The 12,042-nt window shown below is 69.8% G+C and carries 12 protein-coding genes; 5 read left to right on the top strand and 7 right to left on the bottom strand.

Annotated features, from left to right (window positions below):
• The 3 genes from ACFY32_RS28985 to tap all read right to left on the bottom strand — a co-directional run.
• Positions 1–395, bottom strand: a 395-nt coding sequence (locus tag ACFY32_RS28985; RefSeq protein ID WP_390675785.1) for a hypothetical protein, incomplete at its 3' end; no start/stop codon positions are given.
• 190 nt (positions 396–585) lie between these two features.
• A complete protein-coding gene (gene tpg, locus ACFY32_RS28980; RefSeq protein ID WP_390675784.1) occupies positions 586–1,143 on the bottom strand; it encodes a telomere-protecting terminal protein Tpg in 558 nt (185 codons plus the stop codon).
• Between the two features lie 9 nt (positions 1,144–1,152).
• On the bottom strand, positions 1,153–3,396 hold the full coding sequence (gene tap, locus ACFY32_RS28975) for a telomere-associated protein Tap (RefSeq protein ID WP_390675783.1): 2,244 nt from the start codon (positions 3,394–3,396) through the stop codon (positions 1,153–1,155).
• 225 nt (positions 3,397–3,621) lie between these two features.
• Here tap and ACFY32_RS28970 point away from each other — a divergent pair, with 225 nt between their 5' ends.
• Positions 3,622–4,563: a hypothetical protein gene (locus tag ACFY32_RS28970; RefSeq protein ID WP_390675781.1), complete on the top strand. Its 942-nt coding sequence runs from the start codon at positions 3,622–3,624 to the stop codon at positions 4,561–4,563.
• A 189-nt stretch (positions 4,564–4,752) separates the two neighbouring features.
• The gene (locus ACFY32_RS28965) at positions 4,753–5,232 is read left to right on the top strand and encodes a hypothetical protein (protein WP_390675780.1); all 480 of its coding nucleotides are present in this window, start codon (positions 4,753–4,755) and stop codon (positions 5,230–5,232) included.
• 178 nt (positions 5,233–5,410) lie between these two features.
• On the opposite strand, the gene ACFY32_RS28960 is transcribed toward ACFY32_RS28965, so the two are convergent.
• The 4 genes from ACFY32_RS28960 to ACFY32_RS28945 all read right to left on the bottom strand — a co-directional run bounded on the left by ACFY32_RS28960 (position 5,411) and on the right by ACFY32_RS28945 (position 7,933).
• On the bottom strand, positions 5,411–6,313 hold the full coding sequence (locus ACFY32_RS28960; protein ID WP_390675779.1) for an SDR family NAD(P)-dependent oxidoreductase: 903 nt from the start codon (positions 6,311–6,313) through the stop codon (positions 5,411–5,413).
• A 79-nt stretch (positions 6,314–6,392) separates the two neighbouring features.
• Entirely contained in the window at positions 6,393–6,956 is a 564-nt protein-coding gene (locus ACFY32_RS28955) for a TetR/AcrR family transcriptional regulator (protein ID WP_390675778.1), read from the bottom strand.
• 27 nt (positions 6,957–6,983) lie between these two features.
• Complete coding sequence (locus tag ACFY32_RS28950; protein WP_390675777.1) at positions 6,984–7,172, bottom strand: hypothetical protein; 189 nt, start codon at positions 7,170–7,172, stop codon at positions 6,984–6,986.
• Positions 7,173–7,363: 191 nt separating this feature from the next.
• Positions 7,364–7,933 (bottom strand): TetR/AcrR family transcriptional regulator, encoded by a 570-nt coding sequence (locus ACFY32_RS28945; protein WP_390675776.1) that lies wholly within the window; start codon positions 7,931–7,933, stop codon positions 7,364–7,366.
• A 307-nt stretch (positions 7,934–8,240) separates the two neighbouring features.
• Here ACFY32_RS28945 and ACFY32_RS28940 point away from each other — a divergent pair, with 307 nt between their 5' ends.
• The 3 genes from ACFY32_RS28940 to ACFY32_RS28930 are packed head-to-tail and all read left to right on the top strand — an operon-like array spanning position 8,241 to position 12,042.
• The gene (locus ACFY32_RS28940) at positions 8,241–8,855 is read left to right on the top strand and encodes a 2Fe-2S iron-sulfur cluster-binding protein (protein WP_390675775.1); all 615 of its coding nucleotides are present in this window, start codon (positions 8,241–8,243) and stop codon (positions 8,853–8,855) included.
• A complete protein-coding gene (locus ACFY32_RS28935) occupies positions 8,852–9,835 on the top strand; it encodes an FAD binding domain-containing protein (RefSeq protein WP_390675774.1) in 984 nt (327 codons plus the stop codon). Before ACFY32_RS28940 ends, ACFY32_RS28935 begins: the two co-directional genes overlap by 4 nt.
• The gene (locus ACFY32_RS28930) at positions 9,832–12,042 is read left to right on the top strand and encodes a xanthine dehydrogenase family protein molybdopterin-binding subunit (RefSeq protein ID WP_390675773.1); all 2,211 of its coding nucleotides are present in this window, start codon (positions 9,832–9,834) and stop codon (positions 12,040–12,042) included. The genes ACFY32_RS28935 and ACFY32_RS28930 overlap by 4 nt, the downstream gene beginning before the upstream one ends.

Below are 12,042 nucleotides of genomic sequence, written 5' to 3'. Positions count from 1 at the left end.
TCGCCGTGGATGTGGCCGGCCATCCATGCGTTGACGGCCACGTTGATGATGACCGCGTACAGGTCGCCGCCGGTCTGCGCCAGGGAGTCCGGCACCCCGGCAAGGACCAGGGCGAGCTCCGGGTTGCCGATCGGCGGCATAGGGGCCTGCCCGACGCCCTTCTCGCTGCTGCTGTCCTCGTACGACGCCACGCTCTGCGCGAGCCGGTCGGCCGTGACGGAGGCGTCGAAGTACCGCCAGGCGGAACGCACCTGGATCCCGAGCCGCTCCGCCACTGTGGTGATCTGCTTCTCGATCGTGTCCTCCACGGTCGCCGGCGCAAGGGTCACCTCCCGGCGGGCCAGCTCCGCGAGCGTCTGGGCAACGGCTTCCTTGAACGCCTTCGTGTTCCGCACGAGCGCATCGTAGGCGTGCGGGAGCAGCCGCCGGACGGCTTCACCTGCATTGCTCCGGTGCAGGTGACTGAGGCGCCGCAGCGTCGTTGGACAGGGCATCGCGTGCATGACCATCCGACCCCCCGCGGATACGCGAGCGAGCCCCAGACCAACTCGGTCCGGGGCTCGCGGGCTGTTCGGGGCGCGGCTGCTAGAGCTCGAACTCGAGGTGCTCGATGTCCGTGAACCGGACCTCCTCCAGGGAGCCGGCGCGGCGGCCGCCGTCCTGGAAGTACACCTCCTTGAGGGCTTCGGCGGCGATCTCCTGGAGGCGGGCGTCGCTGGCCCCCTGCTCCTGGGCGTCGAAGAGGCGGGCGGCGTAGATCGGGGGCAAGGCGACGGTCAGGTGCCGGATGCGGTCCTGGTCCGTCGACCCGATCGGCGCGGTGTAGCCCATGCGGGCGCGGGCGTCGATGACGATGCCGCCCGTGCTCGCCGCCTTCGCCCTGGCCTTGGCCCTGATCTGGGGCTGCCAGCGCTTCTTCACCTCGCGCTCCAGGCGCGCGGCGAGGTCCGGGCGGGGCTTCTTGATCTGGTCCTTCACGTACCGTTCGACGGTGCGCTGGGAGACCCGCAGCATCTGGGCGACCGCCTTCGTGCCCTTGAGCTGCTTGACCAGGTACCGCATCTGCGGGCCCGCGTTCTTGGGCGCCGGCCGCGTGAACGCCTTCTGCACGGCGGCGTCCAGGCCGTCCCCGAACAGGCTCATCGCCTACTCCTACTCTCCGTTGTCGACGTCGGTGACGGTGCCGTCCTTGATGTACCGGGCGAGGTTGAGCTGCGGGGCGTTGAACCGCTCCCGGACTTCCTCGCCCCACAGGACGTCCTGCGTGCCCTCGTGCTTGACCAGGCCGGGGTTGATGCCGAGCTTGAAGCCGCCGGGCAGCGGCTTGCCCTCCCGGTAGGGCAGGAAGTCCAGCGGGCTCTCGCCGTTGGCGGCGTAGACGACGCAGTCCGACAGGATCGCGATCGGGTACTGCCCGGTGAACGCCGCGTGCTTGACGATCTTGCGGTGCAGGTTGATGCGGGTGCGGGAGATGACCGCCGCCCGGATGTCGGGCCGCCAGGTCGGGCGGGACAGGGCGCGCCACGGCTCGCCGGGCCGCCAGCCCTCGCCGCGCGGGCGCTCGCGGAGCTTGCCCAGGCCGCCCTTCACCGTCGCCTTGACCGCCGACACGACGATCGCCAGCTCCGGGTCACGACCCTTGTAGCCGTCCATCGCCGCGAGGAAGTCCTCCGGCGACAGGTCGGCGTCGACACCGAGGTCGGCCATCGTGGCGAGGAAGGCGTCGCGCAGCCGGTTGTACCAGCCGTCCAGGTAGCGGCCGTTCTCATAGCGCACCCACGCCTCCAGCGGGCGCACCTCGTAGCCCAGCTCCTGGGCGTAGGCGACGGTGGGCGTCGCGTACCAGGCCGGGCCGGTCGGGCGCTCGCCCTTCGGTGTGAACGGGGAGGGCAGCAGGCTGCCGTCCAGCTCCACCCACTCCTTGCCGACCTTCACGCGGGACAGGTCGACGTGGGACAGGTCGACCAGCCACGAGCCGGGCAGCTTCGGGTCGAACGCAGGGGCCTTGACGTGCGTCGCCTCACCGAGGCCGACGGTCAGGCCGTTGGCTCCGGCCGCGAAGGCCATGTTGACGTCGATGCCGACCAGGTGACGCAGGGTGCACTCCGCGTCGGTCATCGGCCGCGCCCAGTCGTACGCCTCCTCGAACAGCTTCTCCGCCGGGCCGCGCACGTGGAAGCGCGGCAGGTCCTTGAGGACCGGGTGGCCGTCGGGGACCTCGCACGGCGGCCAGTTCATCGGGTCGATGGCGTCCTTGCCCAGCGAGCCCGGGTTGTGCTCGGAGTGCCGCTTGCCGTCGGCGTCCGGCTCCGAGGCGCGGGTCGGCGGGTGCAGCGCGGTCATCAGCTCGAGGCCGGTCACGGCGGTGGAGCCGCGCGGCGTCATCACCCGGGAGGCGTACACGCCCAGGACGCGGGCGAGTTCGGCCGGCGGGAGCTGCCCGGCCTCACCCCAGTGCCGGGTGTCCAACGCGTTCCACGACGGGATGCACAGCTGCACACACGCCCGCTCCGACCCGGTCGCGGGCCGGTAGATCCGCGCCCACGGGCCGAACCCGCGCTTGGTCAGCTTCCACTCCGCGCGGACCAGCTGCTTGATGACCTTGTGGCCCTCGGGCAGGCGCCCGGCGAGGCGCTCCTCCTCCGTGAGCGTGACGGGCAGGCCGTAGCGCTCCAGCGCGGCCTCGGTGAGGACGATGAGCGGGTCGGCGTCCTTGCCCGGCCCGGACAGCTTCGGCTGACCGAGCTTGGCCTCGCGTAGCGTCCAGTCGACCAGGGCCGGGATGCTCTTGGCGGGCACGTCCAGGACCAGGCCGCCGGTGCAGTACGCCAGCACCTGCCCGTCCTCGACGTCGACGACCGCCAGCGGCCCGTTCTCGAACCGCGGGTCGGTGCCGCCCGCCCGGGTCCCGGCCGGGGCCGCCTTCTTCGCACCCGGACGACGCGACGTCGACGACGGCCTGGTGGTGCGCGCCGGGCGGGGCGCGGCTGCCGGATCAGCGGCAACGGGGGCAGGGGCAGGGGTCTGGGTGTTCTCGGTTGCAGTCATGACCGCAGCCTCGGACGCCTCCTCTGTGGACAGAGTCCGCGGTTCCTCCGCGGTGAGCGCACCGGTGAACGCGGCCGGCACTGGGGCGGTCGGCTCCTCCGAGGCGGGGTAGAGCTCCGCGAGCTGCCTCAGCAGCCGGGCGTACGCCTCACGCTCCGGGCCGCGCGGCTCGGTCGGCTTCTTCACCGACTCCCATCCGGACACCGTGGCCCGCCGCACCTTCAGTGCGCCGGCGACGTCGTCCAGCGTCAGACCGTGCGCGACTCGCAGCCGCTTGCGCTCCTCCGCCGGTGGCAGCGGAGAGCGGGACGCGACCAGCGCGTCGACCGCGTCGAACAACTCGGACATGGAACACCTCCTGACCAACACTCTACCCCATGAACCGTAAGTTTCGCGCACTTTTACCGTACGAATCGCGTACGAATGGCGTGCGAAGAGGGGGCGGAGGGTCCTGGCCAGGGAAGGGCTGGAAACCGTCGCGTCACTCCAGTTCCCGGTGGGGAGATATGGGCGGTCGCATGCTTGGAGTAATCAGGGGGTCACGTGGGGTGGAAAGACGCGTTCGGCGACGCCATGAAGGAGCTGGAGGCGATACGACAGCAACTCGCACGTCTCGATCGCCTCGATGACCCGACGGTCGGGCTGACCGCACTGCACGGTGACGTCACGCAGAGCCGCTTGAAGATCCTGGAGCAGCTCCAGGCGGGCGTCACCGGATTGCGTGAGGAGAACCGGGAGGTCCGTCGCCGTCAGGACCGGATGATCAGCGACCTGAACGAGACGCGAGGCGAGCTCCGGCAGCTCTTGGACCTTGTCGACGTTCTGCGTCCCTTCGTTCCGTCCGAGGGGGCAGGTGACCCGTCCGGCGAGGGCACGCAGACCCATCCCGGGGAGAGTGCGCAGCCACCCGAACCCGAAGCCGGCTACGGCACGTCCGCCGACACCGAAGGTCATCCGCCTGTCTCAACCGACACCGACTCCCAGGGGGGAACCATGGAGAACACCGGGCACCGGCCGCAGCCCGAGTCCGGCGAGGACCAGGACCTCGCGCTGAAGAGGGCCATCGAGGCCGCCTACCAGGGCACCGGCGCCCCTGCCAGTCAGCCCTCTGCCGCCACGCCGCAGGCCTCCGCCGACGCGGTGGATCCGCAGGTCGCCCACGGCGTCCTGCTGCTGAAGGCCGCCGGTGTGGCCTCCGCCGAACTGATCGCGCACCGCGACACCTGGGAGTGGCTCGCCGCCCTGGCCGTCGACCACAGCCACTTCCGCACCCCGCCCTCGGTCGAGGACATCAAGGAAGGCCGCGTTCAGACCGTCCTGTCCGGACGCTCCCTCATCGCCCTGCTCATCGAGCTGTGGAACACCCGTTCCACCGCCACCCCGCTGCAGGCCGACTACGCACTCGCCATGACTACCTACGACCGCATCGCGGTCGAACTCACCAACCTCACCGGACAAGGCGAGACCATCCGCATCATCCTGGACGACGGTCTCCCCCAGGACTCCGGCGACTGACCGGCATCTCACCGAGAAACAGGCGACGGCCGCCCGGAACGATCCGGGCGGCCGTCCTGATGCGCGAGCTTCAAAGCGCGAGGGCCGCTACAACTGAGACGGGTCTTGCGTCGGATGTTCTGGCCGGATGGGTGGCTGGTTCTCACGAACACGCACCGGTCCGAGGCGCTGGTCACTACCGTCGTGACCATGGCGAAGGGGAAAACGTCCATCGGCCCGGCGGACTGGGCGATGCGGGTGGTGCTGTGGCTGTACGCGCTCGTGAGCATCCCGCTGTACCTGTGGTTCCTGCACCACATGGGCGACCGCAGGGGCCAGCATCTGCCCGCCGACGACGACCTGCGCTTCTGGCTGCCGATCGTCGTCCCGCTCGCCGCGTTCAGCTTCACGACGATGTCCAGCACCTCCTGGTGGTACAGCACCGAGGACCGCCCGTTCCTCCTGGGCCGCAAGCACTGGCGGTTCATGATGGTCTTCGTCGTCGCCCTGTCCCTGATGGCCGGCTTCTTCGGCTCCGCCCACCACGACGTCGTCGCCGTGCTGCTGGCGTTCGTCAGCGGGGCCGACACCGCGCTGCGCGCCGCCGCCCTCATCACACTGATCGCAGGAGCCCTCGTCGTCACCGGAGCGACCCGCGCCCACCGCCGAGGGGGAACCGCACGGTCCTGACCGCACCCCGCGCCCCTGCTTCACTTGCTCGGGGCCCCGTCAGGCCGAGGCGGAATCGGATACCTCGTCCGGCCGCGGAGTCCGTTCGGCTTTGGGTGGCCGGCGGTCCGGTGGTTCCCGTCGGCGACCGTGACTCGCGCACTGCGTGACCTCGCTCGCGCGCAGAGCAAAGGATTCCTCAGGCGGGAACTGTCCCCAGTAGCGCACGGGTCTCGGCGACGACCCGCGCGTTGAACGCGGGGTCGTGCACCTGCGTGGAACCCCGCATCGGACGTCCTTTCTCGTCGTAGTAGACGCCGGTGGCATCCGACTCGTCGGTGAGTATCCGGGTGATCATGCGAGCAGCGATGGCGGGGTTGGTCCAGTACTTGACGAGCGGGGCCACAGGCGAGAGCACGTACTTCGACAGCAGACGCAGGAACAGGTTGGCATCACGGCCGAGATTCGTGCCGGGGGCGAAGCCGGGCTCGATGGCGTTGAATCGCAGTCGGGGTGTTTCGCGGGCGAAAGCGAGCACCGTTGCCAGGTTGCACTGCTTGGATGTGGCGTAGGCGTCTCCGCCGGGAAGTTTCGAGCCCCCGGGCTTCCACTCGCCTCGGGTGCTCGCCTCGGCGGAGATGTACCGGGCGCCGCGAAAGCCGGACATGGTGGCGGGCTTGCGCTCCGGGTCCTCCACGGCGGAGACGATGAACACCACCTGCGTGCCGTCTTCGAGGTGGGGCATGAGCGTCTCCGTGAACACGAAAGGCCCGATGTGGTTGGTCGCGTAGGCGGTGTCCCAGCCGAGGACGTTCGTGCCGGGACGGTTGGGGAAGATGCCGGCGTTATTGAGCACGCCGGAGATCGGGAGACCGAGCTCGATGATCTGAGCGGCGGCGCGTCGCACGCTCGTCAGGTCCGAGAGGTCGCAGACGACAGTCACGGCCTCTCCGTCTCTGCCTTCGATGCATCCGCGTACGTCGTCGAGCTTGGCGGCGTCGCGCCCGACCAGCACGACGGTGCCGTGTTCGGCCAGTTCGAGGGCGGTGCGGCGGCCGAAGCCGGAGGTCGGGCCGGTGATGACGTAAGCCTTGTCGGACATGACGCTCCTTAGCCATCTGACTAGTCAGTCATTGATGGGTATGCGTGGAACCGAGGGTGTGGACCAGGGGCGGGGTGAGTCAGCCGATCATGCGCCAGAGCGCGTCGAAACCGGACTGCTTGTGTTCGTCGGCGCGATCCGGGTCGCCGATGATGTAGTCGATAGTGGCCTCGGCCAGGGCATTGCACAGCATGAAGACCAAAGTCGCCGGGGCGTCGCGCATCGGGCCGTTCGCCCGGATGTGCTCCAAAACCTCCCCGATGCCTGCCATGATCCGGCTTGCGGACTCATGGGTGGCCGCCGTGATCTCGTCGGAGACCTGGAGCTGCGCCAGTGTGCGGCGTTTTTGGGGATTGGCTGTCGCCCAGTCCATCCATCGCGACCACATGTGCAGCATCTGAGTGCGCGCATCGGCTGCGGGCAGGCCCCCGAGTGCGGCTGCCCCCATCTCCCCCTTCAGCTCCAGGTAGAGCGTGTTCAGCAGATCTGCTTTCGTGTCGAAGTAGGTGAACAGCGACCCGTTCGAGACGCCGGCCTCCTTCGCGATCGCCGCCGTCGCCGCCCCCAGCCCCTGAGTCGCGATGATTCGTGTGGCGGCGGCCAGGATTGCCGCGCGTTTGTCGTCGCTCCTCGGTCTGGGCATGAGTGAAGCATGTAGGAGAGTGGCCAGTCAGTCAAGCGAGGCGGCGACCCGGTCGACAAGCTCGCGGTCCGCTTCGAGGCAAGCATCCTCGTCGCGGCCGTTGACGAATGGTTTTGATCTGGCGTAAGTGCCAGCTCGGGTGGCTTTGTTCGCGAGTGGTGACAGCGATCGTTCCGCGCGCTGGAAGGCGTCATTCGGCCTGCGTTCGATGTTCACGATGCCGGGCAGCACCTCGCTCGGCAACCGATAGGCCGGGCGAGGTGAACCTGTTGGTGCGACGGACCGACTGCTTTCCGGGCTGGTCCCAGGGGGTCAGCGCCCAAGCAGGAGCGCCCGACGGCGCGGTACTCCTCGGCCGACGCTTGCCGCAGTTCGGTCATGGTCAGGATGCACGGGCCCTTGACCGGTCAGGCCCAGGCCGTGGCGAGTCGACGGGCCATCGCGCGCAGGGACGGGCGTGATGGTGCGGGTGCGCCTGTCATCACCAACAGGGCGAGCGGTCCGCACAGTTCGGCGACGGCGGACTGGTCTTCCGGTACCGCGCCGAGGCGGGTCCGTACATGATCCAGTACGGCGCGGGCCGGTGCCCCCAGCAGGTCGGCGTCGGCGACGAGGCGGCGGACCTCGGAGTCGTGCTGGGCTTCGCCCAGCAGGGCCCGGTACGCCGCGCCTGCGGGTGAGTCCGTGAGGAAGGCGGCCAGCCCGGCCAGGAAGTCGGTCATCGTGCGCACCGGGTCCGGGTGTGCGGTGACGGCCAGCTCACTGCGCGCGTCCTCGTCGCAGGCTTCGATCAGGATGTGGGCCTTGGTCGGCCACCACCGGTAGACGGTCATCCGTCCCACTCCGGCGCGCTCCGCGATGCCCTTCATGGTCATCGCGGAGTAGCCGATCTCGACGAGCAGGTCGTCGACGGCGCGCAGGACGGCGACGCGGGCGGTCTCACTGCGTGGACGCCCGGGGGCAACGGAACCGGTCATGCCGACAGAGTATCGAGACATCGCGCACCGCTCCCCCGGTGACGGACCGAGGCGGGTGCGGCAGCGCGGTGCCCCTGGGTCCGGCCTTCGGCCGCCGCGAAGTCGGCACGCCACCTTTTCGAGACAGGGTGCATCGAATCTGCTATGGTTTTGATGCAAGGCGCCTCGTTATCACCTCGGGCCGCTTCTCACGGCCGTGTCACAGCGGCCTGTCTCACTCAGTCCTCTTCCGGTCCCTCTGAGCCACGGGACAACCGAACCACCCGCGACCAGAACCGCCCGCGATCCGCCGAGGAGACGCAGCAGGATGTCCGACAACGACGAAGCACCCAGCGGCGGGCACAGCCGCCGCGGTGTACTCAAAGCCGGTGGCCTCACCGCCACGCTCCTCGCCGCCGGCGGTGTGCCGATCACCGCCGCCCGTGCGGACGAGCGGGCCGCACCACCTGCCCCGACCGCCGACGTGACGCTCCATGTCAACGGCAGAACTCATCGCCTCACCGTCGAGACCCGGGGGACCCTCCTGGAGACGCTGCGTGAACGTCTCCGCTTGACCGGCACCAAGAAGGGCTGCGATCGGGGTGAGTGCGGCGCCTGCACGGTGCTCGTCGACGGCCGGCGCATCAAGTCGTGCCTGACCCTTGCGGTCATGGAGGACGGGCGGGAGATCACCACGATCGAAGGGCTGGCCCGCGGCGAAGAACTGCATCCCGTGCAGCAGGCGTTCATCCGCCGGGACGCCTTCCAGTGCGGGTTCTGCACCTCCGGGCAGATCATGTCCGCCGTCGCCTGCATCGACGAGGGCCATGCGGGCTGCGACGACGACATCCGGGAGTGGATGAGCGGCAACCTCTGCCGGTGCGGTTGCTATCCGAACATCGTCGACGCCGTAAGGGACGCCGCGAGGGAGCACGCGCGATGAAACCGTTCGACTACACGCGCACGGCGCGTGCCTCCGAAGCCGTGCAGATGCTGGCATCCCGCCCGCACGGGACGTTCCTCGCGGGCGGGACCGAACTGCTGAACCTCGTCAGGGACCAGGTCCTCGCCCCTGATCTGGTCGTGGACATCAATCAGGTCCCGCTGTCCGGCATCGAACTGCGCGACGGCACGTTGCATGTGGGGGCGATGGCCCGGATGCGGGAGGTCGCCGACCACGAGGTGGTCCGCTCGGCGTTCCCCGTCCTCTCCCAGGCGCTGCTGGCCTCCGCCTCTCCGCAGATCCGCAACCGGGCCTCCATCGGCGGCAACCTCATGCAGCGCACGCGGTGCTGGTACTACCGCGACGCCGGCAGCCCGTGCAACAAGCGCGAGCCCGGCAGCGGATGCCCGGCCATCACGGGGCAGAACCGCTGGCACGCGATCCACGGCGGCAGCCGCCACTGCATCGCCGTACATCCCTCCGACCTCGCGGTCGCACTGAGCACGCTGCAGGCCACCGTTGTCGTGCTCGGCCCGCAGGGCGAACGTTCCATTCCCCTGAGGGACTTCTACCTCCTGCCCGGCACGACCCCGCACAAGGAGACGGCACTGCGGCACGGCGAGCTGATCACCGGGTTCTCCATCCCCGAGAGCCGGTTGGCCCGCCACTCCCGCTACCTCAAGCTGCGCGACCGGGCGACGTTCGAGTTCGCCGTGGTCTCCGTGGCCGCGGCCCTGACCATGGAAGGCGGCGAGGTGAGCGATGTCCGCCTCGCTTTCGGAGGCATCGCACCGCGGCCGTGGCTCTCGGCCGAGGCCGAAGCGGCCCTGCGCGGGCGCCCGTTGACCGACTCTAGCATCGCATCGGCCGCCCAGGCACTGATCAGCGGCGCGCAGCCGCGCGAGCACAACACGTTCAAGGTCGAGCTGGTACACCGTGCGCTGACGAACATTCTGACCGACCTGGGAGGCAGGCGATGAGCGGGATCGTGGGCAGGCCCGTGCCCCGCGTCGAGGGCCACGTGAAGGTGACCGGAGCTGCCGAGTACACCGCTGACGTGCACATCCCCGGCGCCCTGCACGGCGTATTGGTACTCAGTACCGTCGCCCGCGGTCGGATCACCCGCCTGGAGACCCGGCAGGCCGAGCGCTCCGCCGGGGTGGCCGCCGTGCTGAACCACCGGAACATGCCACGCCTGACGGTCCCGGAACCGTATCTGCTGGTCAAGCGCTTCCTCCCGCTGCAGGACACGGAGATCCACCACGCCGGCCAGCCGGTCGCTCTCACCCTGGCCGAAACCCTGGAGCAGGCCCAGCACGCGGCGACGCTCGTCCGGGTCGCCTATGACACCCAGCCCATCCAGACGGTCTTCGAAGACGCCATGGACGACGCCTGGGTCCCCCCGCCCGAGGAGGAGCCCGGGGAAGCGCCCACTCCCAACGAACCCACCCGCGGTGATCCTGAGGGCGCCCTCGCGCGCGCGGACCTGCGCGTCGATGTCACGTACACCACGCCCATCCACCACCACAACCCGATCGAGCCGTCCGCAACCACGGCCGTGTGGCGGGGCCGAAAGGTGACCGTGTACGACACCAGCCAGGGGGTCACCAGCGCCCAGGAGAGCATCGCCCAAGCCCTCCGCCTGCCGAAGGAGCACGTCCGCGTCATCTCGCGGTATCTGGGCGGAGGGTTCGGCTGCAAGACACCGTGGCCGCACACCGTACTCACCGCTGCCGCCGCCCGGCAGGTCGGTCGCCCGGTCAAGCTCGTACTGTCCCGCTCCGACTCCTACAGCCTGCACGGGCACCGCTCCCAGGCCCACCAGCGCCTGCGGCTCGGAGCCCGGCGGGACGGCACACTCACCGCCATCGACCACGTCACCACCCAGCAGGTCTCCCGGACCGAGGACGACTTCCTGCCCAGCGTCAGCGTGCCCACCCGCCGCCTGTACGCCTGCGGCAATCTCCACATCGCGCAGCGGGCGGTCCGGCTCGACCTGCCCACCCCGGCCTGGATGCGCTCGCCCGAGGTCATGCCGGCCCACGGCCTGGAGTGCGCACTCGACGAACTGGCCTACGCGGCGGACATGGACCCGATCGAGCTGCGGCTGCGCAACTACGCCGCCACCGACCCCGAGACCGGAAGGCCGTTCCCCAGCAAACACCTCAAGGAGTGCTACCGGCGCGGCGCCGCGGCATTCGGCTGGAGCGAGCGCGACCCCCGCCCCGGCTCGATGCGCGACGGCCGCATCCGCATCGGCTGGGGCATGGCGACCGCCGCACACACCGCGGGCGGCATGCCCGGCGCGGCCGCCCGTGTCACCCTCTCCACCGAGGGCACCGCGCGAGTGCAGGTCGCCACCCAGGACATCGGCACCGGCACCTACACGGTCATGTCACAGATGGCCGCGCAGGTGCTGGGCCTGCCCCTGGACGACATCGACTTCATACTCGGCGACACGAGCCTGCCCTACGCGTCGCTGTCCGCCTCCTCCGCGACCGTTCCGGCCGTCGGCAGCGCCATCAACCGCACCTGCACGAAAGCCCGGCAGACGCTGATCGGCCTCGCCACCGCCGACCCGCGCTCCCCGCTGCACGACCTGCCCGCCGACGAGATCACCGCGGAAGACGGGACCCTCTACCGGACGAGCCGGCCCGAGCGGCGCGAGAGCATACGCGCGGTACTCACCCGCCACGGCCGACCGCTCGACGTCACCACCGAAGCCCCGGAGGAGTCCGGGGAGCAGTACTCCACCGGGGCCGTCTTCGCCGAGGTACGCGTCGACCCGCTACTCGGCCAGGTACGGGTCACCCGCATGCTCGGAGCCTTCGACCCCGGGCGCGTCCTCAACCGCAGAACGATCCGCAGCCAGGTCATCGGCGGCTTCATCTGGGCGGTCGGCTTCACCCTCACCGAACACACCCTGCTCGACACCCAGGACGGCCGGTTCGTCAACCGCAATCTCTCCGGCTATCTGATCCCCGTCAACGCCGACATCCCCGACATCCAGGCCCTCTTCATCGACCGGCCGGACCCGAGCAGCCAGGCTCTCGGCGCCCGTGGATTCGGCGAGACACCGATGTGCGGCATGACCGCTGCCCTCACCAACGCCGTCTACCACGCCACCGGGCGCCGTATCCGCGACCTGCCCCTCACCCAGGACAAACTCATCGCGAGCACATCATGA

This window comes from Streptomyces sp. NPDC000134, assembly GCF_042899225.1.
In the GTDB taxonomy this organism is placed as follows: domain Bacteria; phylum Actinomycetota; class Actinomycetes; order Streptomycetales; family Streptomycetaceae; genus Streptomyces.
This window is presented reverse-complemented; position numbering and strand designations above follow the sequence as displayed.

What these genes read in the sequence shown, in the direction of transcription:
- tpg (WP_390675784.1), bottom strand. Translation starts at nt 1,143, where the DNA reads ATGAGCCTGTTCGGGGACGGCCTGGACGCCGCCGTGCAGAAGGCGTTC.
- tap (WP_390675783.1), bottom strand. Translation starts at nt 3,396, where the DNA reads ATGTCCGAGTTGTTCGACGCGGTCGACGCGCTGGTCGCGTCCCGCTCT.
- ACFY32_RS28970 (WP_390675781.1), top strand. Translation starts at nt 3,622, where the DNA reads ATGAAGGAGCTGGAGGCGATACGACAGCAACTCGCACGTCTCGATCGC.
- ACFY32_RS28965 (WP_390675780.1), top strand. Translation starts at nt 4,753, where the DNA reads ATGGCGAAGGGGAAAACGTCCATCGGCCCGGCGGACTGGGCGATGCGG.
- ACFY32_RS28960 (WP_390675779.1), bottom strand. Translation starts at nt 6,313, where the DNA reads ATGTCCGACAAGGCTTACGTCATCACCGGCCCGACCTCCGGCTTCGGC.
- ACFY32_RS28955 (WP_390675778.1), bottom strand. Translation starts at nt 6,956, where the DNA reads ATGCCCAGACCGAGGAGCGACGACAAACGCGCGGCAATCCTGGCCGCC.
- ACFY32_RS28945 (WP_390675776.1), bottom strand. Translation starts at nt 7,933, where the DNA reads ATGACCGGTTCCGTTGCCCCCGGGCGTCCACGCAGTGAGACCGCCCGC.
- ACFY32_RS28940 (WP_390675775.1), top strand. Translation starts at nt 8,241, where the DNA reads ATGTCCGACAACGACGAAGCACCCAGCGGCGGGCACAGCCGCCGCGGT.
- ACFY32_RS28935 (WP_390675774.1), top strand. Translation starts at nt 8,852, where the DNA reads ATGAAACCGTTCGACTACACGCGCACGGCGCGTGCCTCCGAAGCCGTG.
- ACFY32_RS28930 (WP_390675773.1), top strand. Translation starts at nt 9,832, where the DNA reads ATGAGCGGGATCGTGGGCAGGCCCGTGCCCCGCGTCGAGGGCCACGTG.